The sequence below is a fragment of the Halorarum sp. SLYT50 genome (assembly GCF_059821265.1).
Window position 1 is genome coordinate 874,650 of the sequence record NZ_CM187555.1, and the last position, 26,651, is coordinate 901,300.

30 protein-coding genes are annotated in these 26,651 nt (G+C 70.6%); 14 read left to right on the forward strand and 16 right to left on the reverse strand.

Translation table 11 applies throughout. The annotated features are described in order from the left end of the window. The first annotated feature begins 171 nt into the window (after window positions 1-171). The 3 genes from AC6RUA_RS04595 (at window position 172) to AC6RUA_RS04605 (ending at window position 3,556) form a co-directional block, all read left to right on the forward strand. Window positions 172-1,161 carry a phosphatase PAP2 family protein gene (locus AC6RUA_RS04595; protein ID WP_499814763.1) on the forward strand — a complete coding sequence of 330 codons (990 nt, stop codon included), beginning with the start codon at window positions 172-174 and terminating at the stop codon, window positions 1,159-1,161. Between the two features lie 119 nt (window positions 1,162-1,280). Then, the gene (locus AC6RUA_RS04600) at window positions 1,281-3,041 is read left to right on the forward strand and encodes an acyl-CoA carboxylase subunit beta (RefSeq protein ID WP_499814764.1); all 1,761 of its coding nucleotides are present in this window, start codon (window positions 1,281-1,283) and stop codon (window positions 3,039-3,041) included. Window positions 3,042-3,157: 116 nt separating this feature from the next. After that, window positions 3,158-3,556: a DUF5658 family protein gene (locus tag AC6RUA_RS04605; protein WP_499814765.1), complete on the forward strand. Its 399-nt coding sequence runs from the start codon at window positions 3,158-3,160 to the stop codon at window positions 3,554-3,556. Here AC6RUA_RS04605 and AC6RUA_RS04610 read toward each other — a convergent pair. The 4 genes from AC6RUA_RS04610 to AC6RUA_RS04625 all read right to left on the reverse strand — a co-directional run bounded on the left by AC6RUA_RS04610 (window position 3,525) and on the right by AC6RUA_RS04625 (window position 5,828). After that, on the reverse strand, window positions 3,525-3,992 hold the full coding sequence (locus AC6RUA_RS04610) for a DoxX family membrane protein (protein WP_499814766.1): 468 nt from the start codon (window positions 3,990-3,992) through the stop codon (window positions 3,525-3,527). The two genes, AC6RUA_RS04605 and AC6RUA_RS04610, sit on opposite strands and share 32 nt — an antisense overlap. A 36-nt stretch (window positions 3,993-4,028) precedes the next feature. Continuing rightward, on the reverse strand, window positions 4,029-4,409 hold the full coding sequence (locus AC6RUA_RS04615; RefSeq protein ID WP_499814767.1) for a PH domain-containing protein: 381 nt from the start codon (window positions 4,407-4,409) through the stop codon (window positions 4,029-4,031). Window positions 4,410-4,614: 205 nt separating this feature from the next. After that, window positions 4,615-5,313 (reverse strand): PH domain-containing protein, encoded by a 699-nt coding sequence (locus AC6RUA_RS04620; protein WP_499814768.1) that lies wholly within the window; start codon window positions 5,311-5,313, stop codon window positions 4,615-4,617. A gap of 47 nt (window positions 5,314-5,360) precedes the next feature. Beyond that, a complete protein-coding gene (locus AC6RUA_RS04625) occupies window positions 5,361-5,828 on the reverse strand; it encodes a MaoC family dehydratase (RefSeq protein ID WP_499814769.1) in 468 nt (155 codons plus the stop codon). Between the two features lie 134 nt (window positions 5,829-5,962). Between AC6RUA_RS04625 and AC6RUA_RS04630 the strand changes: the two genes are divergently transcribed. Next, window positions 5,963-6,865, forward strand: a complete 903-nt coding sequence (locus AC6RUA_RS04630) for an HpcH/HpaI aldolase/citrate lyase family protein (RefSeq protein ID WP_499814770.1) — start codon at window positions 5,963-5,965, stop codon at window positions 6,863-6,865. Window positions 6,866-6,869: 4 nt separating this feature from the next. Here AC6RUA_RS04630 and gdhB read toward each other — a convergent pair whose 3' ends face one another. Next, window positions 6,870-8,174: a glutamate dehydrogenase GdhB gene (gene gdhB, locus AC6RUA_RS04635; protein ID WP_499814771.1), complete on the reverse strand. Its 1,305-nt coding sequence runs from the start codon at window positions 8,172-8,174 to the stop codon at window positions 6,870-6,872. Window positions 8,175-8,403: 229 nt separating this feature from the next. On the opposite strand from gdhB, the gene AC6RUA_RS04640 reads away from it, so the two are divergent. Beyond that, the gene (locus AC6RUA_RS04640; protein ID WP_499814772.1) at window positions 8,404-9,660 is read left to right on the forward strand and encodes a Glu/Leu/Phe/Val family dehydrogenase; all 1,257 of its coding nucleotides are present in this window, start codon (window positions 8,404-8,406) and stop codon (window positions 9,658-9,660) included. 124 nt (window positions 9,661-9,784) lie between these two features. Then, window positions 9,785-10,318 (forward strand): MOSC domain-containing protein, encoded by a 534-nt coding sequence (locus tag AC6RUA_RS04645; protein ID WP_499814773.1) that lies wholly within the window; start codon window positions 9,785-9,787, stop codon window positions 10,316-10,318. Window positions 10,319-10,526: 208 nt separating this feature from the next. Here the strand turns inward: AC6RUA_RS04645 and AC6RUA_RS04650 are convergent, their stop codons facing one another. Then, the gene (locus AC6RUA_RS04650) at window positions 10,527-11,768 is read right to left on the reverse strand and encodes a mandelate racemase/muconate lactonizing enzyme family protein (RefSeq protein WP_499814774.1); all 1,242 of its coding nucleotides are present in this window, start codon (window positions 11,766-11,768) and stop codon (window positions 10,527-10,529) included. Window positions 11,769-11,856: 88 nt separating this feature from the next. Continuing rightward, complete coding sequence (locus AC6RUA_RS04655) at window positions 11,857-12,444, reverse strand: DUF7344 domain-containing protein (RefSeq protein ID WP_499814775.1); 588 nt, start codon at window positions 12,442-12,444, stop codon at window positions 11,857-11,859. A 238-nt stretch (window positions 12,445-12,682) separates the two neighbouring features. Between AC6RUA_RS04655 and AC6RUA_RS04660 the strand changes: the two genes are divergently transcribed. Genes AC6RUA_RS04660 through AC6RUA_RS04680 form a run of 5 tightly spaced genes read left to right on the forward strand, consistent with a single transcriptional unit; the run spans window position 12,683 to window position 16,080 of the window. Further along, complete coding sequence (locus tag AC6RUA_RS04660; RefSeq protein WP_499814776.1) at window positions 12,683-13,810, forward strand: TasA family protein; 1,128 nt, start codon at window positions 12,683-12,685, stop codon at window positions 13,808-13,810. A 56-nt stretch (window positions 13,811-13,866) separates the two neighbouring features. Further along, window positions 13,867-14,388, forward strand: a complete 522-nt coding sequence (locus tag AC6RUA_RS04665; RefSeq protein ID WP_499814777.1) for a signal peptidase I — start codon at window positions 13,867-13,869, stop codon at window positions 14,386-14,388. Continuing rightward, window positions 14,388-14,747, forward strand: a complete 360-nt coding sequence (locus tag AC6RUA_RS04670) for a SipW-dependent-type signal peptide-containing protein (RefSeq protein WP_499814778.1) — start codon at window positions 14,388-14,390, stop codon at window positions 14,745-14,747. The genes AC6RUA_RS04665 and AC6RUA_RS04670 overlap by 1 nt, the downstream gene beginning before the upstream one ends. After that, a complete protein-coding gene (locus AC6RUA_RS04675) occupies window positions 14,744-15,235 on the forward strand; it encodes a hypothetical protein (RefSeq protein WP_499814779.1) in 492 nt (163 codons plus the stop codon). Before AC6RUA_RS04670 ends, AC6RUA_RS04675 begins: the two co-directional genes overlap by 4 nt. A gap of 26 nt (window positions 15,236-15,261) precedes the next feature. Beyond that, the gene (locus AC6RUA_RS04680) at window positions 15,262-16,080 is read left to right on the forward strand and encodes a hypothetical protein (protein ID WP_499814780.1); all 819 of its coding nucleotides are present in this window, start codon (window positions 15,262-15,264) and stop codon (window positions 16,078-16,080) included. A gap of 87 nt (window positions 16,081-16,167) precedes the next feature. Here AC6RUA_RS04680 and AC6RUA_RS04685 read toward each other — a convergent pair whose 3' ends face one another. The 8 genes from AC6RUA_RS04685 to AC6RUA_RS04720 all read right to left on the reverse strand — a co-directional run bounded on the left by AC6RUA_RS04685 (window position 16,168) and on the right by AC6RUA_RS04720 (window position 23,846). Further along, a complete protein-coding gene (locus tag AC6RUA_RS04685; RefSeq protein WP_499815399.1) occupies window positions 16,168-16,596 on the reverse strand; it encodes a DUF5658 family protein in 429 nt (142 codons plus the stop codon). Window positions 16,597-16,629: 33 nt separating this feature from the next. Next, complete coding sequence (locus AC6RUA_RS04690) at window positions 16,630-18,297, reverse strand: potassium channel family protein (RefSeq protein ID WP_499814781.1); 1,668 nt, start codon at window positions 18,295-18,297, stop codon at window positions 16,630-16,632. A 151-nt stretch (window positions 18,298-18,448) separates the two neighbouring features. Next, window positions 18,449-18,889, reverse strand: coding sequence for a luciferase domain-containing protein (locus AC6RUA_RS04695; protein ID WP_499814782.1), 441 nt, complete (start codon window positions 18,887-18,889; stop codon window positions 18,449-18,451). A 109-nt stretch (window positions 18,890-18,998) separates the two neighbouring features. Continuing rightward, window positions 18,999-20,255 carry an HAD family hydrolase gene (locus AC6RUA_RS04700; protein ID WP_499814783.1) on the reverse strand — a complete coding sequence of 419 codons (1,257 nt, stop codon included), beginning with the start codon at window positions 20,253-20,255 and terminating at the stop codon, window positions 18,999-19,001. Window positions 20,256-20,509: 254 nt separating this feature from the next. Next, window positions 20,510-21,367, reverse strand: a complete 858-nt coding sequence (locus tag AC6RUA_RS04705; protein WP_499814784.1) for a hypothetical protein — start codon at window positions 21,365-21,367, stop codon at window positions 20,510-20,512. A gap of 224 nt (window positions 21,368-21,591) precedes the next feature. Next, window positions 21,592-22,053, reverse strand: coding sequence for an aspartate carbamoyltransferase regulatory subunit (pyrI, locus tag AC6RUA_RS04710; RefSeq protein ID WP_499814785.1), 462 nt, complete (start codon window positions 22,051-22,053; stop codon window positions 21,592-21,594). After that, entirely contained in the window at window positions 22,050-22,970 is a 921-nt protein-coding gene (pyrB, locus tag AC6RUA_RS04715; RefSeq protein ID WP_499814786.1) for an aspartate carbamoyltransferase, read from the reverse strand. Before pyrB ends, pyrI begins: the two co-directional genes overlap by 4 nt. Before the next feature lie 195 nt (window positions 22,971-23,165). Continuing rightward, on the reverse strand, window positions 23,166-23,846 hold the full coding sequence (locus tag AC6RUA_RS04720; RefSeq protein WP_499814787.1) for a rubrerythrin family protein: 681 nt from the start codon (window positions 23,844-23,846) through the stop codon (window positions 23,166-23,168). 54 nt (window positions 23,847-23,900) lie between these two features. Here AC6RUA_RS04720 and AC6RUA_RS04725 point away from each other — a divergent pair, with 54 nt between their 5' ends. Genes AC6RUA_RS04725 through AC6RUA_RS04735 form a run of 3 tightly spaced genes read left to right on the forward strand, consistent with a single transcriptional unit; the run spans window position 23,901 to window position 26,306 of the window. Continuing rightward, the gene (locus AC6RUA_RS04725) at window positions 23,901-24,215 is read left to right on the forward strand and encodes an ASCH domain-containing protein (RefSeq protein WP_499814788.1); all 315 of its coding nucleotides are present in this window, start codon (window positions 23,901-23,903) and stop codon (window positions 24,213-24,215) included. A gap of 9 nt (window positions 24,216-24,224) precedes the next feature. Next, window positions 24,225-25,442 (forward strand): MBL fold metallo-hydrolase, encoded by a 1,218-nt coding sequence (locus tag AC6RUA_RS04730; protein WP_499814789.1) that lies wholly within the window; start codon window positions 24,225-24,227, stop codon window positions 25,440-25,442. Window positions 25,443-25,502: 60 nt separating this feature from the next. Further along, window positions 25,503-26,306, forward strand: coding sequence for an AAC(3) family N-acetyltransferase (locus AC6RUA_RS04735; protein ID WP_499814790.1), 804 nt, complete (start codon window positions 25,503-25,505; stop codon window positions 26,304-26,306). A gap of 7 nt (window positions 26,307-26,313) precedes the next feature. Here the strand turns inward: AC6RUA_RS04735 and AC6RUA_RS04740 are convergent, their stop codons facing one another. Beyond that, window positions 26,314-26,646 carry a 2Fe-2S iron-sulfur cluster-binding protein gene (locus AC6RUA_RS04740; protein WP_499814791.1) on the reverse strand — a complete coding sequence of 111 codons (333 nt, stop codon included), beginning with the start codon at window positions 26,644-26,646 and terminating at the stop codon, window positions 26,314-26,316. Between the last annotated feature and the right edge of the window lie 5 nt (window positions 26,647-26,651).

A 26,651-nucleotide genomic window follows, 5' to 3' on the forward strand; every position in this document is an offset into this window, starting at 1 on the left:
GAGCCGGGTGCCACACCGCTCAAATACGTAGCAGTGTAAAGCGGCACGTATGGCTCGGTCGGAACTCCAGCGAGGAGGGGTGGACAGTGCCGCGGCCGGGACACCCGGGCGGAACGGCCCGAGGGCGTCGCCGAACCGGTTCACGAACGTTCGGACACGGGGGGTCGACGCGTGAACGTCGACTCACAGGAGCGGTGGGGATGGGTGGCGGTCATCGTCGCCGTCGCGTTCGCCGCCTTCGCCACCTGGGTCACCCTCTCGACCGCCGTCATCCCCACCCGTGGGTTCGGCGTCTCCGGCCTCACCTCCTCGGCTCCCGTCCTCATCGGGTTCGGGTTCCTCACGCAACTGGGCGACCCGTGGTTCCTCCTGTTCGTCGCGATGCTGGTGTTCCTCGTCGGGGTGAAGCGGTCGCTCGTCGAGAGTCCCTCGGGCGGCGCGTTCGTCCTCGCGACCACGTTCGCGGGCTTCTCGTTCGTCGACCTCCTGAAGAACCTCTTCCGGTCCCCTCGACCGGACGGCGCGATGGAGGCGACGATTCCCGACTGGCTCCCGGTGGTGGTCGACGGCGCAGTCAGGAGCGCCCTGACGGGCGACGGGTTCGCCTTCCCGAGCGGGCACGCGCTCGGAACGACGGTGGTCTTCGGCGCGCTCGCGTACCACCTCAACCTCGGGACCGTGGCCCAGCGGTGGACCGTCGCCGCACTCGCCGTCGTCCTCGTCTCGCTCTCGCGGGTCGTCATCGGCGTCCACTACGTCGTCGACGTGGTCGCCGGCGTCCTCGCCGGTCTCGTCCTGCTCGGACTCGTCATCCGGGTCGGCGGCCACCGTCCGCTGCGCGTGTTCGCGCTCGGGAGCGCTATCGGTGCGGCCGCGCTCGTCGCCGGGGCGCTCCCGCCGGCCAACTCGCTGTGGCACATCGGTCAGTGGTTCGGCGCCTCGGTGGGCGGAGGCGTCGCGTGGTACCTCGTCCGGCCGTCGCGGGAACTGGCGCCGATGGGGGCGCTCCTCGTCGGTCTCCCGATCGGGGCGCTGTGGACGGGGATGTACCTGCTCAAGCCGTCGCTCCCCATCGCCGTGACGGCGACGGCGCTGCTCGCTGGCCTCACCATCGCCGCGCCGACGCTCGTGGCACGGGTCGGTCCGCGGGAGGCCACCTGAGTTCGGGTCGGTCCGAACGCGGCCGAGCGTCGGCTCTCGACCGTCTGGAACGAACGCCCCGCCCCGGGCGCGACCACGGTATGGAAAACCCTTTCCGCAATTCTTGCGCAACACCGTCCATGAAGGTGCACGTCGGCGCCGCGGCCACCGCGGAGGAGGCCGGCGCCATCGCGTCCGCGCTCGCGGAACACCTCGGTACCGGCATCGAGGTGTACGCCGGCGACGACGACGAACCGGCCGCGACCGCCGAGCCACCCGAGCGGGAGTACCCCCGCGAGGACGACCTGGGGCCGACCGACCGGGAGGCGGCGCTGCGCGAGGAGATCGCCGACATCCTCGAGGGCGGTCCCGAGAAGTACAAGCAGCGCCTCCCCGAGCAGGGGAAACTGTTCGTCCGCGACCGCCTCGACCTCTGGTTCGGCGGCGAGGGAGACGGGAGCGCACTGAAGTTCGAGGACGGGAAGTTCGCCGCGTTCGACGAGTGGCACCCGAACAGCCCCGACGTGGACGAACCGGACGAGGGGAACCGCCTGCCCGCGGACGGTCTCGTCACGGGCGCGGCGACGTTCGAGGGGCGCGACCTCCACGTCATGGCGAACGACTTCACCGTGAAGGCGGGGTCGATGGCGCGCCGCGGCGTCGAGAAGTTCCTCCGGATGCAACAGCGCGCGCTGAAGACCGGCAAGCCGGTGCTGTACCTGATGGACTCCTCCGGGGGCCGCATCGACGAGCAGACGGGCTTTTTCGCCAACCGGGAGGGCATCGGGAAGTACTACTACAACCACTCGATGCTCTCGGGACGCGTCCCGCAGATCTGCGTGCTGTACGGCCCCTGCATCGCCGGCGCGGCGTACACGCCGGTGTTCGCGGACTTCACCGTCATGGTCGAGGGGATGTCCGCGATGGCCATCGCCTCCCCCCGGATGGTGAGGATGGTGACCGGCGAGGATATCGAGATGGAGGACCTGGGCGGACCGGCGGTCCACGCGAAACACTCCGGGAGTGCGGACCTCGTCGCGCGGGACGAGGAACACGCCCGCGAACTGGTTGCCGACCTCGTGTCGTATCTCCCGGACAAGGCGGGCGAGACCCCGCCGCGGAGCGACCCCAAGCCGCCCGAGTACGGCCCCGATGGCATCGACGAACTCGTGCCCGAGGCGCCGAACCGCCCGTACGACGTCCGCGACCTCCTCGCGCGGGTCGCGGACGCGGAGTCGGTGTTCGAACTGAAGCCCGAGTACGGCACCGAGATAGTGACCGCCTTCGCCCGCATCGACGGCCGACCCGTTGGCGTCGTGGCGAACCAGCCCACCCAGCGCTCGGGGGCCATCTTCCCGGACGCCGCCGAGAAGGCCGCCGAGTTCATCTGGACGTGCGACGCCTACGAGGTCCCCCTGCTGTACCTCTGTGACACGCCGGGGTTCATGGCTGGGTCGCAGGTCGAGAAGGACGCCATCCTCGAGAAGGGGAAGAAGTTCATCTACGCCACCTCCTCCGCGACCGTCCCCAAACAGACCGTCGTCGTCCGCAAGGCGTACGGGGCGGGCATCTACGCGATGGGCGGGCCGGCGTACGACCCCGAGTCGGTCATCGGCCTCCCGTCCGGGGAAATCGGAATCATGGGTCCCGAGGCGGCTATCAACGCCGTCTACGCCAACAAACTGAACGACATCGAGGACGAGGACGAACGCGCCGAACGGGAGCGAGAACTCCGCGAGGAGTACCGGCGCGACATCGACGTCCACCGGATGGCGAGCGAGGTGGTCATCGACGAAGTCGTCCCGCCCGCGGACCTGCGCGAGGAACTCGTCCGGCGGTTCGACTTCTACGCCGGGGTCGAGAAGTCGCTGCCCGACAAGAAACACGGCACCGTCCTGTGACGGTGTAGTGCTCGGCTACGCGGGCGGCGGCGGCGGAAAGGCGGGCGCTACAGCCCGGTACCGCGCCGGCTACGGGACGGTACCGCGTCGATAACAATAGCCCCGGCGTCCGGTGTGTGGAGCAGGTGAACACGGTGTCGCTGCGCAACGCCGCCCGGACGGCGATGGAACCGACGACCGAGCCGACCGGCCGGACGGCCGCCGTGCTCCGAACGCTCGCCCGGCGGGAACGCGCGCTGTGGGCGGTGGTCGCGCTCTCGCTCGCGGGCGACGTCCTCCTGACGCACTACGGGCTCTCCATCGGCCTCGCCGAGCGCAACCCCGTCGCCGCGTCGACGCTCGCGGCGCACGGGTGGACCGCGATGCTCGCGCTGAAACTCCCCGGAACGCTCCTCGCGCTGGCGTGGCGGGCCGTCCTGCCGGCGGTCTACCGGGGTGTCATCCCCCTCCTCCTCGCGCTCCCGTGGCTCGTCGCAGTCGGTATCAACGCCCGCCTGATTCTCCTCGTCTCGTAGGTCCCGCAGGTCCCCCACGCTCTTCCCGGCGCGCCTCGGCCGCGAAGACGGCCCACGCGAGCCACGCGAGGCCGAAGTCGCGGATCATCGCGGTACCGAACTCCCCGGCCGTCACCCACACCACTCCGAGGTACCCCACCGTACCCGTCAGCGAGACGGCCGCGACGAGCGCCGCCAGCGAGGCGTAGCGGTCCGCGACGAGCGCCGCGCCGACGACGAGTTCGAAGACGGCGTTGAGTACGATGAACCAGAACGGCGAGACGACGAACGGTTCGAGCCAGTCGACGACGTACACCGTCCACGCCGCCGGGTCGACGAGTTTGTGGACGCCGGCGACGACGAGCATCGCGCCCAGTCCCCAGCGGGCGAGCGTCGCCGACGCCGGGAGCCGGGACGCGAGGGCGTGCTCTGCGGCCCGCACGGCCTGTATCGACATGGCGGGAGGAGGGCCGCCGGAGACAAAAGCGGCGCGTCAGCGCTCCGGGTCGACCGCCCGCCGGAGCGCGCGCACCTCGCCGAGGACGGCGCGCCACTGCTCGGGCGACCCGGGGACGCGGTCGGTGCCCACCTCGCCGCGCTGGCGGTCCACGAGCGCGCGGACGGCCGCCGGGTCGTCCACCCGTCGGAAGTCGAACCGTCCGCCCGCCGTCCGGAGTTCGACCGTCCCGTACCCGAACAGCGCGCCGAGCGTCGGCTGGGAGTAGCCGCTGTCTTGCACCATCGCGAGGCGCGCACGCGAGACCGACCGGCCGACGACGCCCCGCTTGACGTACGCCGCGCGGTCGGTGAGGACGTACCGCGTGTTGCGGAGCGCGAGCAGCGGCCACGCGACGACGACCGCGCCGAAGAGCACCCCCGCGAGCGCCACGAGCGGGGGAGGATGAAGGGGGTCCCCGGCGCGACGGCGGCGGCGACGCTCACGGCGACGATAGCGACACCGACGGCGAACGCGGGCGCGGCCGCCGAGAGCCGTGGGCGTCCGCTCCACGCGACCGACTCGTCGGCCGCGAGCGGGAGCGACGGGGGGAGGTCGGGTCCCGATTCGGCCGCGGCGTCGCTCATCGCTCCGGCTCGTCGCCCGCGTCCCGGCCGCGCGGAGCGGGGTCGTCCGGCCGGTCCGCGACGGTACTGGAGTCACCGGCGCCGCGGGACCCGTTCTCGACGACGGCGCGGATGGCCCGCAGTTCGGTCAGGATGTCGTCGAGTACGGCCGCGGTCCCGTCCGCCTTCGGCCCCCCTTCGCCGGCGCGGATGCGCTCGTTCACGAGTTCCTGCACCCGCTTGGGGTCGGCGACGTCGTCGAAGCTGAGTTCGACGCCGGAGCCGCCGGCGGTGGATATCTCGACCGTCCCGTAGCCGAACTGCGTGCCGAAGAACCCCTGCGTGTAGGAGGTGTCCTGCACCTTCTCGAAGCCGACGCGCTTGACGTCCCGCGAGAGGACGCCCCGCTTCTTGTACAGCGCGTCGGTCGTGACGACGTACTCGGTGTTCTCGCGACGGAGGTACTCGGAGGCGATGACGACCGCGCCGACGAGGACGACGAGCAGGGGAACCCCGACGACGAGCGCCGGGACGAGACTCGTGGGGTGCGGGTTGCCGGTCCAGACGACCCGCTCGTCGGGGTCGAGCGAGAGCCAGTCGAAGCCGTCCGGGAGCGACTCCCCGGTCGTGGCGTCCGGGTCGGTGGCGGTGCTATCGGGGGTGCCGGCCGGTGACGACCCGTCGGTCGTCGGTCCGGCGTCGGAGGGCCGGGTCACACCTACGGGTGTCGCGGGGGTCGGAATAAGTCTCCCGACGCCGCCGCTCACTCGGCGCGCTCGCGCTTCAGGCTCAGGACCGTCCGCTCGAACTCACAGACCAGCGTGTCCTCGTCCCCGTCCTCGACTCTGAACGCCTCGACGCGCATCGTGACGACCCCCCGCTCGCCGTCGCTCGTCTCGCGCTTGTCGGTCACCGTCGAGCGGGCGTACACCGTGTCGCCGTGGAACACCGGGTTCGGGTGTTCGACGCCGTCGTACGAGAGGTTCGCCACGATGGTCCCGTCCGTCGTATCCGGGACGGAGAGCCCGGTCGCGAGCGCCATCGTGTAGATGCCGTTGACCACGCGCTCGCCGAACTGGGTCCCGGCGGCGAAGTCGGCGTCGAGGTGGAGCGGCTGCTGGTTCATCGTCAGGTCGCAGAACGCCTGGTTGTCCCGCTCGCTCACCGTCCGGCGCTTCTCGTGGTCGATGGTCTCGCCCACGTCGAACTCCTCGTAGTACTTCCCGGCCATGCGCGGGAGTCGCCCGCCGGGAGCAAAACCGTCGGGGTCGAAGCGGGGCCGAGCGGAGACGAGTGAGACGAACCACGCGCGCCGTGAGGAGCGCGGGGAGGGGAATTGAAACGTCGACCGCCCGAACGGCCGGTATGGTCAGACGGAGCGTGCTGTTCTCGCCGGGGGACCGCCCGGAACTCATGCGGAAGGCGCCGCGAACCGGGGCCGACACCCTCGTGTTCGACCTGGAGGACGCCGTCGCGCCCGCACGGAAGGCCGAGGCGCGCGCCGCCGTCCGCGACCTGCTCGCGGACCCGTCGTTCGCGCCCGACGCGGAGGTGTGCGTGCGCGTCACCGGGACCGAGACGTACCGCGACCTGGAGGCGCTCGCGGACGAGGGCGACGGTGGCTTCGACGCGGTGATGCTCCCGAAGACGGCGTCCGGCGAAGACGTCGAGCGACTCGGCGAGCAGTTGCGCGAACACGACTGCCCGGTCCCGATTATCGCACTCGTGGAGACCGCACGGGGGGTGGTGAACGCGGCCGCCGTCGCCGACGCCGGGCCGACCGACGCCGTCGCGTTCGGCGCGGAGGACCTCGCGGCGGACGTGGGCGCGACGCGGACCGCGGAGGGAACGGAGGTGCTGTACGCCCGCGAGCGGGTGGTGACAGCCGCCGCGGCCGCCGGCGTGGACGCCATCGACACGGTGTACACCGACTTCGAGGACGAGTCGGGCCTCCGCGAGGAGACGCGCTTCGCTGCCGGCCTCGGCTACGACGGCAAGATGGTCATCCACCCGGCGCAGGTGCCCGTCGTCAACGACGCGTTCACGCCGGACGAGAACGAGGTGGCGTGGGCGCGGAAGGTCCTCGACGCGCGCGAGGCGGCGGACGCCGCGGGGCGCGGGGTGTTCGCCGTCGACGGCGAGATGATAGACGCCCCGCTGGTCGCGCAGGCCGAACGGGTGATGGAGTACGCGCGGGCGGCGGAGGGAGAGGGCGACGGGAGCGCCAGCGGGGAGGGCGAGTCGCGCGGGGGAGCCGACGAGCGGTAAGCCGTTACGGCCAGAGACCGCGGACGCTCTTCGCCTCCGCGATGCGCGAGAGCGCGACCACGTACGCGGCGTCGCGCCACGACACCTCGCGCTTCTCGACCTCCGCCCGGACGTCGTTCCACGCCGAGAGCATCTTCGACTCCAGTTCCTCGTTCACCTGTTCGAGCGACCAGGTGCGGCGGTTGATGTCCTGGAGCCACTCGAAGTACGAGACGGTGACGCCGCCGGCGTTCGCGAGGATGTCGGGGATGACGTGGGTGCCGCGTTCGGCGAGAATCTCGTCGGCGGCGAACGTCGTCGGGCCGTTCGCCCCCTCGACGACGACGTTGGCGCGCACGTCGGCCGCGTTGTCGGCGGTGACGACGTTCCCGACGGCCGCCGGCACGAGCACGTCCACGTCGAGTTCGAGCAGTTCCGCGTTGGTGAGCGTTTCCGGCGCTCGCTGGTCGGTGACCGCGTCCGCCTCCTCCTCGAACGAGGGAACCGCGTGGGTGTCGATGCCGGCGGGGTCGTGAATCGCCCCCTGCGCGTCGCTGACCGCGACCACGGACGCGCCCCAGTCGTCGAGCAGGCGCGCGGCGTTCGCGCCGACGCTGCCGTACCCCTGGACGGCCACGGTGAGTCCGTCGAGGTCGTCGCCGTAGTAGCGGGCCGCCTCGCGGGCGACGATGGCGACGCTCCGGCCGGGGGCCTCCTTGCGGCCCTCGCTCCCGCCGACGACGGGCGGCTTCCCGGTGACGACGCCCGGGATGGTCTCGCCCTCCTGCATCGAGTAGGCGTCCATGAACCACGCCATCGTCTGTGAGTCGGTGCCCATGTCGGGCGCCGGGATGTCCTTCTGCGGGCCGACGAACGCCCGGAGTTCCTCGGCGAACCGGCGGGTGAGTCGCTCCTTCTCGCCGTCGCTCAGGTCGCGTTCGTCGACGACGACGCCCCCCTTGCCGCCGCCGAACGGGAGGTCCATCACGGCACACTTCCACGTCATCCACATCGAGAGGCCCACGCACTCCTCCTCGCTCACGTCCGGGTGGTAGCGCAGGCCGCCCTTGTACGGGCCCCGGACGTCGTCGTGTTGCGCGCGGTAGCCGGTGTACACCTCGATGGAGCCGTCGTCGCGTTCGAGTGGCACCGCGACCCGGTGGACGGTCGTGGGGTGTTTGAGTCGCTCCACGACGCCGGGGTCGACGTCGAGGTGGGCGGCGGCGTGTTCCAACTGCCGGCGCGCCGTCTCCAGCGCGCTCTCGGGTTCCGCCGGGTCGTCGTTCCGTTCGTCCGTCTCGGGTTCCGTGTCGAGGGTTCCTGTCGGCATGGGTTCGGTCGGGACGGGCGCGGCCCGCCGCTCGGTAGTAGCTCACTCGACCCGCGACCGACAAAGTATTAATGATACTAACTTCACCAAGGACATAATATACACTAATACGCTCGAGTCAGCCGGGAGAGTCCCTAGTCACAACGAGAGTCGAATCGTGTGACGGCGGCGGGGAACCTCGACGAACGTTGTCGACAGACCTAACACCGTGAGGCGGGATAGCCGAACGATGTCAGGGGAAGTCAACCCGTTCGAGAGCCTCCAGGAACAGGTCGACGACGCCGCCGCCTACCTCGATACGGGGGACGACGTCATCGAGCGGTTGAAACATCCCGAGCGCGTGCTCGAACTCAACCTCTCGGTCGAACTCGACGACGGCACCCTCGAGCGGTTCACGGCGTTCCGCTCGGAGTTCAACGGAGACCGCGGCCCGTACAAGGGGGGAATCCGCTACCACCCGAACGTCTCGCGCGACGAGGTGAAGGCGCTCTCGGGGTGGATGGTGTACAAGTGCGCCGTCGTCGACATCCCGTACGGCGGGGGCAAGGGAGGAATCGTCGTCGACCCGTCGGACCACTCGGCCGAGGAACTCGAACGGCTGACTCGCTCGTTCGCGAAGGAACTCCGGCCGTTCATCGGAGAGGACACGGACATCCCCGCCCCGGACGTGAACACGGGTCAGCGGGAGATGAACTGGATAAAAGACACCTACGAGACGCTCGAGGGGTCGACGGCGCCGGGCGTCGTCACCGGGAAGGCGCTCGACAACGGCGGGAGCGAGGGCCGCGTCGAGGCGACCGGTCGGTCGACGATGCTCACCGCGCGCGAGGCGTTCTCGTACCTCGACAAGGAGATGACCGGCGCCGACGTGGCCGTCCAGGGGTACGGGAACGCGGGCCATATCGCGGCGTACCTCATCGAGGACCTGGGCGCGAACGTCGTCGCCGTCTCGGACTCCTCGGGCGCCATCTACAACTCCGACGGGTTCGACGCCCGCGACGTCAAACAGCACAAGAACGAGACGGGGTCGGTCTCGAAGTACGCCGAGGCCGAGGAGTCGATGACGAACGAGGAGTTGCTCACGCTCGACGTGGACCTGCTGGTCCCGGCCGCCCTGGAGAACGCCATCGACGGCGACCTGGCGGAGGACGTGAGGGCGGACGTCATCGTCGAGGCCGCGAACGGGCCGCTCACCCCCGACGCCGACGACGTCCTCACCGAGGCGAACGTCCACGTGTTCCCGGACATCCTCGCGAACGCCGGCGGCGTCACCGTCTCGTACTTCGAGTGGGTCCAGAACCGCCAGCGGTTCTACTGGCCCGAAGAGCGCGTCAACGACGAACTCGAACGCTACATCGTCTCGGCGTTCGACGACCTGACCGACGCGTTCGAGTCGCACGACCTGCCGAACTTCCGCACCGCCGCGTACGTCGTCGCCATCCGGCGGGTCGTCAGAGCCTACGAGAACAGCGGCACCTGGCCGTAAGCCCGCGTCCTCGAACGGGCCGTCGGACGTCTCGACTGCCCTCGCTCGTGAGCCCCGCGACCCGACGGACGTGTCCGCTGTGGTCCGCGAGAACGGCTTTGTCCCGCGGCGTCCACTGCCCCCCATGAACGCGACGGTCGTACAACTGTTCACCGCGTCGGAGGACGCCGCGCCGATGGTCGAACGCGAGCGAGTCACCTGCGTGACGGGCGGCATCGAGGGGGACCGCTACCAGACCGGCCGAGGCTACTACTCGCCGTTCGACGTGTGCGAGGTCACCTTCGTCGCCGCGAGCGCACTCGGGGAGATACGCGAGGAGTACGGCATCGACCTGACCGACGGCCGCCACCGGCGCAACGTCGTCCTCGGGGGCGTCGGCACCGACGAACTCCACGACCTGCTCGGGGCGACCTTCCGGGTCGGTGAGGCTACGTTCCGCGGGACGCGCCCCCGGCCCCCCTGCGCGCACGTCGAAGCGGTGGCGGGCGAGGAGGGCGTCGCCCGCGCGCTCAAGCAACGCCGCGGCGGCATCTGCGCGGACGTGGTCGACCCGGGCGAACTCGCGGTGGGCGACGAACTCGAACTGCTCGAGGCGGACGCCCGGAGCGAGGGGCGGCGGATAATCGACCGGCTCCGCGGCGCGCTCGACGGAGGATGAGCGAGCGGTGGTCACCCGACAGCGTTGCACGTCGCGTCCCCGACAGGGTTCGTGCCTGCTCCGCCGGCGTTGGTCCCGTTCCCAGTGCGACGGACGGAGCTACGCTTCGTCGAACTACGCTGAAACGAGTTCGGCGAGTTCGATTCGGCTTACGCCCCGTCGAACTGCACGGACCGCGGGTCCGCGCACTCGACGGGGTTCCGTTTCACTACGCCTCGTCGAACAGCGTCTCACCCTCGACCATGTGCTCCCCGACGGTGTCGAGGTCCAGGGTCACTCCCAGCCCCGGTTCCTCGGGGACGGTGATGTAGCCGTCCTCGATGAGGTCGTCCTCCTCGACGAGGTCCTCCCACCAGCCGAGTTCGTAGCTGTGGTACTCGACGGCCAGCGAGTTGGGGACGGAGGCGCCCACGTGGACGCCCGCCATCGTCGCCACGGGCGAGGCGACGTTGTGCATCGCGACCGGGACGTAGTACTGGTTCGCCACGTCGGCTATCTTGCGCGTCTCGCGCATCCCGCCGACCTTCGGGAGGTCGGGCGCGATGATGTCGACCGCTCCCGACTCGATGAGGCGACGCTCCTCGGTGACGCGGTAGCGGTTCTCGCCGACCGCGATGGGCGTGACGGTCGAGTCCGTGACGTCCTTTTGTACCTGCAGGTTCTCCGGCGGGACGGGGTCTTCGAGCCACCAGACGTCGAACTCCTCCAGTTCGTGCGCGAGTCGCTCGGCGGAGTTCCCCGAGAAGGACCAGTGGCAGTCGAACGCCACGTCGGCCTTGTCCTTCACGCGCTCGGTGACCTGTTCGACGATGTCCACTTTGTGTCGAATCTGGCCGGGGCGGAGGTGGCGGTTCGCGCGGTCCTTCTCGAACCCCGTCGGCACGTCGAGGTCGAACTTCAGCGCGTCGTAGCCGAGTTCGTCGACGACGCGTTCGGCCTCGTCGGCGCACGCCTCCGGGTTCGCCTCCTGTTCGGTGTGGCAGTCGCAGTAGACGCGCATCCGGTCGCGGTACTTCCCCCCGAGCAACTGGTACGCCGGAACGTCGAGAATCTTCCCCGCCAGGTCGTGGAGCGCCACCTCGATGCCGGAGATGGCGGTGACCGTGACGCCCTCGACGGAACCCTCGCCGGACATCTTCTGGACGAGGTGTTCGTACAGGCGGTCGATGTCGAGCGGGTTCTCCCCGACCACGAACGGCGTCATCCGCTCGACGAGTTCGGGGACGCCCGCACCCCAGTACGCCTCCCCCGTGCCGACGATGCCCGCGTCCGTGTACACTCGCACCAGCGTCCACGGGAAGTTCCCGTCGACCATCGTGCACTGCACGTCGGTTATCTCCACGTCGCGACCGCCGCCGCGCTTGGCCCGCACGTCCATCGTCTCCCCGGAGAGTTCCCGCATCGTGTACTCCGCGTTCGGGTCGTGGAGCGAGCCGTAGTCTCTGCTCATAGCCGTTCGTTCACTCGAAATCCGGTAATGGTTTCGGAACGGACGGGGCTCGCCGCCGCGCCGTCCGCCGGGACGGCCCGGGCTACGCCTACGTGCGCTCTTCGACCAGCGGGGGCGTCTCCGAGGCGCCGAGTTGCGTCCCGCGCGTGTGCAGGACGTGGACCGCGCTCGCGGACGCGAGCAGGGTCACCACGACCCCGGCGTAGAGGATGTCGGGCGCGAGCGTGAACGGGTAGATGTTCGTCCACGCTGCCGCGACGAGCGCCGCCCCGAACGCGCTCAGACCCAGGTAGAACTCGCTCCAGGGGATGTCGTCCCCCTCGACGACCTCCATGTACACCCGGAGGTCCTTGCCCGCCTCGGTCAGTTCGATCTGGTCGCGCGTCGACTCGTAGGTGAGTACGCCCGCGTCGTCCATGCGGGGCAGGTGGGTCTGGTGAAGCGCGACGTACACCCGGCGGCGCTGTTTCGAGTCCACCTGCTCGACGCCGATGCCGTTCTCCCACGCCGCGACGTGCCGGGAGAGTTCCCGGATGTCCGCGCTCTCCTCGCGCATGAGGTGGTGGAGCGCGTACCGACGCCGCTCGTTGCCGAGTATCTCGAACGCGTTCGTCTGTGAAATCCGTGGCTCCGGCCCCGGTTCCCCCCCGGTGCCCGGTTCGAAGGCAGTCGCCATATGGTAAATAATATGTATTCACATATAACACTTGCTGTGAGACGGATTCGCGCGGGGACGCACCGCACGATCGGCGTAGGCGGCCGCTTCGGCGACGACAAACGCGTCCTACGGCGCGTACCGTCGTCGTACAGTGTGTATGCACTCCGTCATAGAAGTGTAATCTGTCAATGTAGATATGGTATCCAACTGACGGTCGGGACAGGCGCGGCGCGATACCGCGCGAAACCGCAAACCCATGTCCGACCAAGACAACTCCGGATTCGAACTGAATCATCGTCGTGTGCTCGGTTCCATCGGAACCATCGGCCTCGCGAGTGCGGGCGCCGGCGCGGGAACGATGGCGCTGTTCAGCGACGAGGAGAAGAGCGAGAACAACACGATCGCGGCGGGCACGCTCGACCTGACCGTCGGGAGCGGCACGGCCGCGACCGTCGACGTCGACGGTATCGTTCCGGGCGAGATGCGGACCGCGAACACGCAGGTGCACAACGCGGGCGACGTCGACGCCAACCTCCGCGCGTACGTGACGAACGTCCGTCGGAGCGGGAAGGGACGGTCGAACGTCCGGACGTTCACGTCCGAGGTCGCCGGCTACGTCGACAACGGCGACGACGACGACGTGGCCCTCTCCGAATTCGGCGTCGACCCCGTCGAGACGACGGTCGACGTCGGGGGCGACACGGTCGACATCACCGTCGAACTCCCGGCCGAACTGGGCGCGGCGAGTGACAGCGACAACATGGCGCTCGCCTTCGACGACGACGACGACGGGACGGCCGACTTCCAGATCACGGGCGGCACCTCCGGGTACCAGTACGTACCGTTCGACGGCGGCTGGGGGAGCAGCAAAGACATCAGCGAGGTGAGCGGAGTCTACCTCGCTGCCGACGAGACCACTGTCGAACTCACGCTGTCCTCCGGCGTCGTCTCGGGCACGTTCGGCTTCGGCGGCCAGGCCATCTACAACGGGCTGGGCGACGTGACGGGTCGGGAATCCACCCCGGGAATCAACGACCGTATCCTGCTCACCCCCGGATTCAGCTTCGGACCCGAGTTCGAGGGCGACTCGGGCCGGTACGTCACCATCGACTCGTCCGAGGACCGGACGCTCGACGACGTGGTCGACATCGAACTCCGCGCGGACGCCGACGACGACGTCGACTCGAACGAGGACGACGGCACTCTCCTCAACCGGGGGAAGGTGAGCCGGATCGCCGACGACGAGGGCGCGTCCGTTCCCCTGTCGAACGGCGACAGCACGTACGTCGAGGTCATCTCCCGGCTGCCGAAGAACGCCGGAAACGAGATCGCGGGCGAGAGCCTGACGTTCGACATCGCGTTCGAACTCGTTCAGGACTACTGAGTCCGTAGCTCAGCCCCCGCCAGCTAGCCACCCTCGTATTTCAGTACACGGCCACCATGTCGAAACCTTTCAGATACGCCACTCTCGCGGTCCTACTCGCACTCGTCGCCCCCTTCGTCCTCTACGCGGCTCCGGCCCTCGGGGGGATGTCCCACAGCTACGTCGTCCTCTCCGACTCGATGGCACCGACCATTCAGGCGGGAGACGTCGTCTACGTCGACGACGTCCCCACCGACCGCGTCGAGGCGGGCGACGTCATCACCTTCGAGCGCCCGGGCGGCGACGAGACGGTGACGCACCGGGTCGTCGACGTCGTGACCACGGACGAGGGAGTTCGGTTCCGAACGAAGGGCGACGCCAACGAGGCGGCCGACGCGCGACTCGTCCCGGCCGGGAACGTGGTCGGCGTCGTCCGGGTCACCCTCCCGCTCGTCGGCCACGTCGTCACCTTCGCGGGCACGCCGCTCGGGACCGGCCTGCTGGTCGTCGTCCCGTTCGGTCTCCTCGCGCTCGACGAACTCCGTCGACTGCTCCGCGTTCGACCCGGCGACGAGACGGCCGTCGAGGGGAGCGACTGATGCGCGCGGACGCACGGCTCGTCGGCGGCGTCCTCCTCGGCGTGCTCCTCGCAGCCGTACTCGGGGGGGCCGGCGGCGGGACGTACGCCGCGCTGACCGACGAGGAGACCACGAGCGGGTCGATACGGGCAGGAACGTGGACCGAGTCGCCGCCGACGGCCGAGTCGGCGACGGAAACGACGACGCCGGAGCCGACGACTACGGCCACCGCCGAGTCGACGGCGAGTGACGGCTCCACCGGGACGGTCACCGCCACCGAGACGGCGTCGCCGACGGACACGGCGACCCCCGAACCCGGGAACAAGACGGCTACGGCGACGAACGGTTCGGCCGCACTCGGTGGAGGAGCCGTCCGATGACGGACGACGCTCGTCCCGCGCTCACGAAGCGAGCCGTTCTCGTCGGACTGGTCGTCGCCGTCGCCGCCAGCGCGGGCTTCGGACTGGTGGCTCCGGCGCTCGGTCCCGCACCGGCCGGCGAAGCGCCGGACGCCACCGCGGCGACCGGGACGCCCGTACCACCGGACCCCACGGTGACACCGCCGGCCGCGGCCACGTCGGGGAGCGGCGGTGAGGCGACCGGCGGCGACTCCGGAGAGACCGCGGCGGCAACGCCCGCCGGAACGCCGGAGGGCGACGGCGGCGGCGGCGATGGCGACTCGACGGACGGCGCGGGAGCGAGCGGGACGGCGACACCGAAACCCACGCGCCGTCGGACGACCCCGACGGCTCCGACGACCCCGAACCCGGCGCCGGGGACGACGAACCCGAGACCGGGCGTGACGGGACAGACCGAGGCGAGGACGACGAGACGGACGGCGAGAGGGAACACCGAGGCCCGAGCCTGACCGCGTCTGCGACCCCGCCGGCCGACGTGCGGAACGACGCCGGGTCGGTGCCCCCGCTGTCGGGCGTCGTCTCGGGCACGACGACGTGGGACGGCGCCGTCGACGCCGTGACGTTCGTAGTGAGCACGCGAACGCCGGACGGCGAGTGGGTCGAAGCGGCGCGCCGGACCGTCCGTCCGGACGGCCGGCGGGCGGCCCTGAACGCCGCGACGGTCGCGTACGCGAACGCCTCGCGCGCCGCGTCGTTCGACAACCCGTCGGAGGCGACGACCGTCACGCGGACGGGGTACGTGTCGGTCGTGGCGGTCCTCTTCGCCGGCGGCGAGGAGGTCGGACGGGCGGGCGAGACGCTCGGCTACCGGTTCGACGTGACCAACACCGGCACGGTCGACGTCGGCCTCGGCGACGGGGCGCAGGCGGACGCGCTCGACGCGTCGGGGGTCGCCCCCGGCGACGCCGGCACGCACACGCTCGTCGTCAGGAACGCCGGAACGGCGAACGGCTCGCTCCGTCTCCAACCCGGGAACGTCGAAGCCGCCGAGAACGGGCTCGCGGAGCCCGAGCGCGGCCTCGACCGCGCGGGAGCGGTCGAACTCGCGGACGCCCTGACCGTCCGGGTCGGCCTCCGGGCGAACGGGAGCACGCGCTACCTCCTCGGCGGCCCCGACCGGTTCGTGCCGTTCGGGGTCCTCGACCGGGACACCGTCGGGACGGCGCCGCTCGCCCCGGGCGAGGCGCTGACCGTCGTGGTCGAGTGGCGGGTCGACGCGGGCGCGGGCAGCGAAATCATGACCGACAGCGTCGCGTTCGACCTCCGACTCCGGATAGTCAGCGACGGGACGTAGCTCTCACCAGGGGTACCCGAGCGTACCGAAGGCGAACCTGGCGCTACTTGGACTCTACTTTGGCGCCACTCGAGTTCGACTTGGGTGCTACCCGAGCACGAGTCGGGCGTTGAGCGCCGTCGTGAACGCTCCGACGGCCGAGAGCGCGACTGGCGGGAGGTAGTAGCCGAGCCGCCGGTCGGCCGCGTGTGCGCGCTCCGGTCCGACGGCGAGACAGACGAGGAAGACGACGAAGACGGGGAGCTTCACCCCGAACAGTCCCGCGAGGCCGAACGTCCCGACGGCGTCGACGAGCGGGTTCGCCTCGTCGACCCGGGGCGCGTCGCCGACGAGCGCGACGGTGATGACGACGGCGCCGACGTCGCACGTCAGCGCCGCGAGGAACCAGAGGCGCGAGAGCTCCCGGTCGCCGAACGGCGTTCCGTCCAGCGAGAGTCGCTCCCCGACGGTCGTCGCCCGCGTCTCTGCGGGACCGGGGCTTAGTTGCCCCCATCGATCCGACGCGGGCGGACGAATGCGGTCGGGTCGTCGCTCGCCTCGGGGCGCTCCTCACGAGTCGGCCGTCGTCCGGTCGAACTCGCGCATGGCGTCGTCGCTCCCGGCGACGAACACCTCGTCGCCCTCCTCGACCGTCGTCCGCCCGTCCGTGTACACGGTGCCGTCGCGGACCAGCCCGACCACGGTCCACCCGCGCTGACCGTCGCGGCGGGCGTTCGACAGCGACTCGCCGGCGAACGGTGCCGCGTCGGTTCGGACGAGCCGGATCTGGCTCACCGGGTCCATCACGCGCTCGCCGTGGACCTCGGCCGCGACGAGCCGCGCGCAGACGCGCTGCACCGAGAGGACGTAGTCGGCGCCCGCACGGAACGCCGCGGACGCCTTCTCGGTGTCGGTCACCCGCGCGAGTATCTCCACGTCGGGCGCGAGCGACCGGGCCATCGCCACGGTCAACAGCGCCGTCGCGTCGTCGTTCACGGTGACGACGAGCGCCGACGCGTCCCCGACGTCCGCGGCACGGAGCGTCTCCGGTTCGGTGACGTCGCCGACGACGTCGGGCGCGGCCGCCCGGGACTCGTCGACGGTCGTGACGGGAACGTGCTCCGGGAGCGCCTCGACGGCGGCGGTGCCACCCTCGCCGAAACCGGCGACGACGACCCGCGAGTGCGCCGAGACGCGCGGCGTCCGGACGCCCGCCACCTCGCTCGTCACCTCGTCGATCGTCCCCGCCGGGCCGGCGACGACGAGCACCGTGTTGGGCGTCAGCCGGTCCCCGGGCGACGGCGGGAGGCGCAACTCGCCGTCGAACCAGCCGGCGACCAGCGTCAGGTCGGCGTGGTCCGCGAGCGGCGAGTCCCGCACCCGGACGCCGTGGAGCGGGCTGTCGCGACGCACCAGCACCTCGCGGATGGCGACCGCGTCCCCGTTCGTCGGTGCGTCGACGGCGACCGGCGTCGTCGCCTTCTCGGCCAGTCGGCGGCCGATGAGCGCGTGTGGCGCGACGCTCCGGTCGACGCCGATCTCGTGCAGCGCCGCCTTGCGGCGCGTCGTGGGCGTGAAGCTGACGACGCGCAGGTCCTCGTTCGCTTCGAGCGCCGTGAGGACGATGCTCGCGGTCTCTTCCTCGGCGTCGGTGATGAGCACGGACGCCGTCGAGATGGACGCACGGTCGAGGTCGGACCGCTCCTCGGGGTCGCCGTTGATTGCCTGATAGCCCTCGTCCGAGAGGCGTTTGGCCTCCTCCACGTCGGACTCGAGCAGCACGTAGTCCACGCCGCCCTCCTCGAGTTCGTCGAGCAACACCTCCGTGTCGCGTCGGTACTCCGCGACGACGACGTGGTCGTTCTTGACCGTGAGACGGTCGTCGAGGTCGAGCGGCGTCCGCTCGAACAGCGGGATGACGAGCACGCGCAGCGTGACGAACCCGATGAGCACTCCCGTCACCTGCATCGCCGCCACGAACAGGTTCATCGCCGACGTCTCCCACGGGGAGTCCGCGCCGTACCCCGTCGTGGTCATCGTCTCGATGACCGTGTTGAACGCCTGAAAGACGGTTCTGGGGCGGTCTTCGAGCGTCCGCATCCCCCAGTAGTACGTGAGAGTGAAGACGAGGACGACCGAGACGAGACCGGCGAGGTAGACGACCAGCAGCCGCTGGCGGCGCGTGAGGTCGCGGGGATTCAGGTCCGTCAACTCGGGGACGCCGGGGATGTCACGCATGCTGGCTCGGAACCCTGTTCGTTCGTCTACCGGCGGCGGCATCCTAAAGACTCCGTCAACCGGGCGAGGACGTGCGCCGGGCATCGTCTCCGTGGCCACGCCGAGTCACGCGAGACGCAGAGTCGAACCGAAGAATCGAACACTCGCCCGCCTACGCCGTGACCCGGTCGTCGTGGGCGGGGCGGGTCCGGAAGGCGACCGCCTTCACCTCGTCGCTCAAGTCGAGGTCGGCGAGCGCCGCGTCGGCGTCGAAGCCGACCGCGAGCGGCGAGTCGTTCAGGGCGAGTTTGCGCATGTAGCGGACGTACGAGAGCGTCGTCAGCGTGACGGCGGTCTCCACGTCGTCCTCGCTCCCCAGGTGGCAGGTCACCCACCCGGAGTCGCCCATCACGTGGTGGCGCTCTGCGAGCCCCTCCGCCACCAGCGCGTCGCGCAGCGGCCGCGAGAGGGGGATGTCGACCGTCCCGTCGTCGTGGACGTGGCCGATGTCCTCCTCGCCCAAGCGGAACTCCGTCCCGCCGAAGCGGTGCTCGCGGGTCTCGACGCCTTCGATTCCGCTCATCCGGTCGATGTAACTCTCGATGAAGTCCATGAATACTGTTGGACTCGTACGGTCATAATTCTCGCGTGCGCAGTGCTAGCACTCGTCAGAAATGCGTGTGACGGTGGTGTCACGACACGAGCGGGGTCGCGTGGACACCTCAGGTCTCGCGGACGACGTCGAGGTCGGCGAGGCAGTCGAGCGCGTAGACGGTCCGGAGCATCTCGGCGGCCGCGCCGGGCGGGAACACGAGTCCGTCCGTGGCCCGGACGTGGTCGAGCACCGCCGCCGAGGAGTGGTCGGGCGCGGCGGCGATGCCCGCGTCGTGCTCGCGCGCCCACTCCATCGCGCGGAGGTCGGACTTGCTGTCGCCCATCACGCAGACGAACGGGTCCGCGACGCCGAGAGCGTCGAGGCCGGCCGCGACGCCGGCCGCCTTGTCCAGGTCGCGCGCCGCGAGTTCGGCGGCGTCCGCCCGGTAGAGCGCCACGTCGAGCCGCTCGAACAGGGGGACCTCGGGAACGTCCTCGGGCACGTCCGCGCCGGCCCGCCCCAGCGCGGCCTCGATTTCGGGGTCCGCGTCGGCGAAGAACGCGCGCGCCGCGGCCGGGCCGTCGACCACGTCGGTCCGGTCGCCGGCCGCCCGGCCCACCAGGTCGAGCAGGTGGACGAGGCCCGCGTCGATGACCTCCTCCGCCCGCTCGCTCCCGGTCTCGTAGTTCGGCTTGAGCGTGACGTTGAACTCGTTGCCCTGGAGGTGACAGCCCCGCCGGACCGGTTCGGGCGCCTCGCCGAGCACGCCGTCTCGCACGTCGTCGACGACGCCCCGCACGTCCGGGTCGAGCTCCTCGTACAGCAGGCGCTTGGTGTCGGCCCCGCGCCCCGGCGTGAACACGCCCGCGCCCGCCTCGTAGACGACCGAGACGTCGCCCGAGTGGACCAGTCCGTTGCCCAGCCCCTGGACGAGGAATCCCTTGACGTTCTCCAGGGTCTGTCCGGTGCAGACGACGAGCGGGACGTCCCGCTCGACGAACTCGGTGAGCAGGTGGAGCGTCTCGCGCGGAATCTCGTTGTCCGTGTCGCCGGCCGAGCGGAGCGTCTCGTCCACGTCGAGTACGAGCGCGTTCACGCCGCGCCCGTACTTCCCGTAGAGGTCCAGCGCGGTGAACGCGGCCTCGCGGTCGGCGTGGGCCGCCACGTCCGCGAGCGTCTCCCCCAGGTTCGACTCCCCCGCCCCGTCGAACGCGTCGACGATGGCCTCACGACGCTCCCGGAGGTCCTCGTTCGCCTCGTCCCACCGGTCGAGCGCGACGCGCGAGTCGAGCGGGGGAAACAGGTCCACGAACGCCCGGTACGCGCGCAGCGTCTCGGTGTCGAACTCCGCGTACAGTTCGTACAGCCGGTCGTACAGGTCCACGCTGAAGCTCGGAGGGGAGACCGAATAAAACCCACTCGCGTCCGGGCCGACCGGGGGACGCCGGAGCTATATGCCCGTGACGCTTGCACCGGACATGGTCTCGGACAGGGGGGCGACCAGTCGACTGCTCGTCGGACTGGCTGCGCTCGCGACGCTCATCACCGTGCTCGGAATCGCCGTCGTCTGGACGCTGACGTACGGACCGCTCGGGTAGGGTCGGTCCGGGAGGGAACACGGTCGGCGGCGAGCGCCGTTCACTCGGTCTCGTCGGGACCCGTACCGTGAGTGACTCCCTCCCGCCGGTCGGCGCGCATCCGCCGGAGCGCGGCGGCCGCCTGACTGGCGTCGTAGCCGAACGTCACCTCGCGGGCGTACGCGCTCGCCACCTCCGCCGCGTGAATCAGCGCGTCGACGTCGACGTCCACGGCGTACAGTTCGACCGAGAACGGCGTGTCCAGTCCCGAGAGCCGGCTCTCGAACCCCTTGGCGATGGTTTCGAGCCAGTACGTCGTCCCGTAGTGGGTGTCGTACACTGGGACGACGAACTCGTCGACGTGGTCCGAGAGCGCGTCCACGTCGACGCCGGACCGGTCGAACAGGTGACCCGGGTACGGGTCGGGGTACAGCGTGAGGAACGTTCGACCGGGGACGCGGTCGGCGGCCGCCGCGACGAACTCGGTTATCACCGACGCGCGCCAGTCGGTCCACGTCTCGAAGTCGCTCTCGGCGAACAGTCGCTCGCACCGTTCACACCGGCAGTAGCCCTCGCGCGGAAATCCCACGTCGTCGAGGCGCACGTCCGGGTTGGCGGCGGCGCAGTCCTCGACGATTTCGAGCAGACCCTCCCGGTAGCGCTCGTGGGTGGGGCAGATGTACGCCCAGTCGAAGTACGTCCGGTCGCGGGTCGCGGGTTCGCCCGCCTCGTTCACCGGGACGAGTTCGGGGTTCGACTCGGCGGCCGCGTTGTCGCCGAAGCACGACACCATGTTCACCGCGTTCGACAGCGGTTCCGCCGAGCGGCCGGTCACGTCTTTCACCTCGTAGAAGCCGCGGTCGAACGCCGACCACTCGACCTCCTCGGCGTTGCGGGTGACGACCCCGTACCCGGTCATGACGCGTGGCTACGCGACTGAGAGGGGTAAGTGGTTCGGCGCCGTAGTCGGGCGGCGGCGCGGTCGCTCGGTTCCGGTTACTCGTCGACTTCGACCTCGATGGGGTCGCTGTCCGAAGAGAGCACGACGTACAGGAGGACCACGACAGCGAGCAGCACGACCAGTTTGGATTTCGACATACCACGCCGTACGGCGGGTCGGAACTAAGTGGTTTCGACTGCGAGTCAGTTGACCGCGAGGTGGGCGCCGATGTCCTGGCGGAGTATCTCGCCGCAGTACTCACACCGGACGCCGTCGTCGACGACCGCGAACGCCGAGTCGACCGGTTCGCCGGCGTTGGTGATGCAGTTGTGGTTCGGACACGACAGCAGGCCGACGACACGGGCGGGACGTTCGACGCGGTTCTTCTCGACCACCTCGAACTCGCGGACGATGTTCACCGTCGCCTCGGGCGCGAGCAGCGAGATGATGTCCACCTCGCCCTGCGACAGTTCGCGGTCCTCGACTTTCACCACGTCCTTCGTCCCGAGTTTGTCGGAGGGGACGTTCATCCCGATGGAGACGCCGAACCCCTCCTCGCCGTCGATGCCGAGGACGGCGAGGACGTTCAGCGCCTGCCCCGCAGTCACGTGGTCGATGACGGTCCCGTTGCGGATCTTGGAGACGCGGAGTTCGTGGTCGCTCACCGCGCACCTCCCTCGCCGAGCAGTTCGTCGAGCAGGGCCATCCGGACCGGGACCCCGTTGTGCGCCTGCTCGAAGTACGTCGCGTACTCGGTGGTGTCGACGTCCGGGGCGATCTCGTCCACCCGGGGGAGCGGGTGCATCACGGTGAGGTCGTCACGGGCGCGAGCGAGCGTGTCGGCGTCGATGCGGTACTGCCCGGCGACCTGCTGGTACTCGTTCTCGTCCGGGAAGCGCTCCCGCTGGATGCGTGTGACGTACAGCACGTCAAGGTCCGCGAGCACCTCGTCGAGGTCCGTGTGCTCGCGCAACCGGGCACCGGCCGCGTGGAGGTCGAACTCGACGCTCCGGGGGAGCTTCAGCGACTCGGGGCTGACGAAGTGCATCCGCGCGTCGAAGGTGGTCAGCGCCTCCGCGAGCGAGTGGACCGTCCGGCCGTACTTCAGGTCGCCCATGATGCCGACGGTGAGGTCGTCGAGCCCCGCGTTCTCGCGCATCGTGTAGAGGTCGAGCAGGGTCTGACTCGGGTGCTGGCCCGCCCCGTCGCCCGCGTTGACGACGGGCACGTCGACGAACTCGCTCGCCAACTTAGCTGCCCCCTCGCTCGGGTGCCGGAGGACGATGCCGTCGGTGTACCCCTCGATGACGCGAACGGTGTCGGCGAGCGACTCCCCCTTCTTCACGGACGACGATTCGACGGTCCCCATGTCGACGGTGTCGCCGCCGAGGCGTTTCATCGCCGCGTCGAACGACATCTTCGTCCGCGTGCTCGGTTCGAAGAAACACAGCGCGAGTAGCCGGTCGACGTGTCGCTCCGCCATGCTCCCCGGGTCGGCGGCGATGGCGGCGGCGCGGTCCAACACCGCCTCGATGTCCTCCCGGCACAACTGCCCCGCCGAGAGGAGGTTGTCGTGTCGCATCGTTCGTGTGGGGGACGGGGCGCGCCTTCAATCTCTCGGGTGAGCCGTCCCGGTGCTGTCACGCGGTTTTACACGCTCGTGCGGACCGGGACGTGCCGGGTTTCGAGATTCGTAGGCGGGGCGGCTCCACCGGCCGTGCGGAACGGACAGAGACGGGCGGTGACGACTCCGATGGCCCGCCGCGTCCGGCGGGGTTCAACAGACCGGCTTCGGGTCGATTCCGAGCCCCGTCAGCGAGTCGGCGTAGTCGTCGTAGGCGACCTGCACGACGTACTCCGCGACCATCCGCGCGCGCTCCCAGTCGTCGCCCTCGCAGCGCTCGCCGAGGTACGCCAGCCCGCGGTCGAGTTCCTCCTCGGTCTCCGCGCGCAGGTCGCGGAACAGGTCCGCGCGCGCCTCGTCCGCCTCGTTCGTGAAGAAGGAGACGACCTGGACGTGGCTCCGGAGACTCACGAGCGGCCGGCCGACGAGCCCCGCCGCGACCCGCTCGACGGTGTCCTCTCGGCCTCTGAGGTACGCGTGCATCGTCCCGGCGGTCTCGGTCTCCACCGCGTCCGTGCCGCTAGCGTCCCCCGGGTCCGCCGTGGTCTCGTCCCCCGCCTCGGCGTCGAACGCGCCCAGCACGCGCTCGCGGTGGTCGGCCTCGCGCTCGGCGACCCACGCGAACAGGTCGCGGGCGTCGGGGTCGTCCTCGTCGTCGGCCCACCCGGCGAACGTCACGTGCGCGGCGTGCTCGCTGGCGGCGGCGGCGCGCAACACGGCCTCGGTCTCCAGCGTGGCGTCCGTGAGCGCGATGAGGAATCTGTTCGACCCGAGCCGGGTCAGTTCCGTCCCCTTCGCCTCCTCAAGTTCGGCTCGAAAGGCGTCGGCGTCCATGTCGACACGTTCGCGCGAGCGGGGGTTAACGTTGCCTCGGCTCCTCACTCCCGTATGGCTCACATCGACGCCGAGACGCTCCTGCCGAACGAGCGCGTCCGTCGGCTGGCGCTCGACGGGGACATCACGCAGTTGCACCGCGGGAACCGCTACGCGGACGAGGGGGACACGTTCGACGTCGACGGGACGACGTTCGAACTCGTCGCCGTCGAGGAGCGGACGCTCGGCGACCTGACCGACGCGGACGCCCGCGCGGAGGGGTCCGAGGACCTCGACGCCTACCGACGACGGCTCGAACGGGTCCACGACGAGTTCGAGTGGGACGACGACGCCACCGTCGTGCGCCACGCGTTCGAGCGGCGGGAGTGAGGTGGGCCGATGAGCGAGACCATCGCGCCGGAGACGCTGGCGCGGCGCCTCCGGGCCGGCGAGGCGGTGTCCGTCCTCGACGTGCGCGACCGGGACGAGTTCGAGGCGTGGCACGTCGACGGCGGGTCCGTGACGGCCGCGCAGGTGCCCCACGTGAAGTTCGTCGCCGCGGGCGCGACCGGCGACCCGGCGGCGCTCGTCTCCGACGCGCTCGCGGAGCCGGTCGTCGCCGTCTGCGGCCGCGGCGAGGCCAGCGCCGAGGTAGCCGACCTGCTGACCGACGCGGGCGTCGAGGCGGTGAACCTCGCGGGCGGGATGGACGCGTGGGCGCGAGTGCTCCTCGAGGAACCGCTCGACGCCCCCGGTGGGGCGACCGTCGTCCAGTTCCAGCGCCCCTCCTCGGGCTGTCTGGGCTACCTCGTCGTCTCCGGGGACGAGGCGGCGGTCGTCGACCCGTTGCGGGCGTTCGCGGACCGGTACGCCGAGGCGGCCGAGGAACACGATGCGACGCTCCGGTACGCCGTCGACACGCACGTCCACGCGGACCACGTGAGCGGCGTCCGCGCCGTCGCCGAGGCGACCGACGCCGCCGTCGTCCTACCGGCGGGCGCGCGGGACCGCGGGGTGACGTTCGACGCGCGACTCGTGGAGGACGGAGACGAGTTGCGCGTCGGGGACGCGACGCTGGAGGCGATTCACGCCCCGGGCCACACGAGCGAACTGACGGCGTTCCGTCTCTGGGCCGGCGAGCGGAACGAGGAGACGGGTACGGGTGACGCCGACCACGGTGTCGACGGGGGCGACGGCGGAGACGACGGAGACGAGCGGAGCGTCCTGTTCACGGGCGACGCGCTGTTCCTCCGGAGCGTCGGACGGCCCGATCTCGAATCGGGCGACTCGGCCGCTCGCGACTACGCCGACACCGCCTTCGACACGCTCCACGACCGCCTGCTCGCGCTCCCGAACGCGACGGTCGTCGCGCCGGGCCACTTCGCCGACGTCGCGGACGCGAGCGACGGACGCTACGTCGCGCCGCTCGACGAGGTTCGGGGACTGGACGTGCTGTCGCTCGACCGCGAGGCGTTCGTCGAGCGGGTCGCCACGAACCTCCCGCCCCGGCCGGCGAACTTCGAGCGCATCGTCGCGACCAACCTCGGGCGCGAGGCGATGGACGACGAGACGGCGTTCGAGGCGGAACTCGGCCCGAACAACTGCGCGGTCGGGTGAGGTGTGACCGAGTCGCACGGGGGCGGCACGGTTTTCCCGGCCGGCGTCCCCCCTCTCGGTATGCCAGAAGGGGACGTCGTCGACCGGACGGACGCGCCGCTGACGACCGAGCGGCTCCGCGACGACCTGCGCGACCTCGGCGTCGACGCGGGCGAGACGGTGCTGGTTCACTCCTCGCTGTCGGCCGTCGGCTGGATGCCCGGCGGCGTGCCGACGGCCGTCGACGCGCTGATGGGGAGCGTCACGGCGACCGGAACGCTCGCGATGCCGACCCACTCCACGCAGCTCTCGGACCCCTCCCACTGGGAGAACCCGGCCGTCCCGGACGAGTGGATGGAGGCGATACAGGAGACCGCGCCGCCGTACCGGCCGGAACTCACGCCGACGCGCGGGATGGGCGCGATACCCGAGTGCTTCCGCGACTACCCGGGCACGCTCCGGAGCCGCCACCCCACCACGTCGTTCGCGGCGTGGGGCGCGGACGCCGAGCGGGTGGTCGCGGGCCACGCGTACGACTCGCCGCTGGGCGAGGAGTCGCCGCTCGGACGGCTCTACGAGATGGGCGCGTCGGTACTCCGCCTCGGCGTCGACGCGAACACGTCGCTCCACCTCGCGGAGTACCGCGCCGACTACGACAAGGCGGTCGAGACGAACGGCGGGCCGGTGCTGGAGGACGGCGAGCGGCGCTGGGTGACGTTCGAGGAGCCCGAGAGCCGGGACGACTTCCGCGAGATAGAGGCCGCGTTCGAGCGAGACCACGGCGACGCGGTGCGGCGGGGCCGCGTCGGGAACGCCGAGTCGACGCTGGTGCGGATGCGACCGCTCGTCGACTTCGGCGTCGAGTGGATGGAGGAGAACCGGTAGACTGGGGTCAGTCGTCGGCGGCGGCCGCGTCGCCCGCCGCCGCCTCGTCCTCGATGCTCGGCGGGTACTTGCCGCGGTCGAGTTTCAGGTCCGACTGGGGGCGGGCCATGCAGGTGAGCGCGAACCGCTCCGCCTCCTCCTCGGTGAGTCCGCGGGCCACCGCGGCCTGCTGGGCCACCTCGCCCTCGACTATCTCGGCCGAGCACGCCAGGCACATCCCGACGCGGCAGGAGTACTCCTGTGCGATACCGGCGTCGATGCAGGCGCTGAGGATGGTCCGCGTGTCGGACATCTCCAGCGTCTCGCCGGTGCCGACGAACTCCACGGTGTGCTCGGTCATACCTC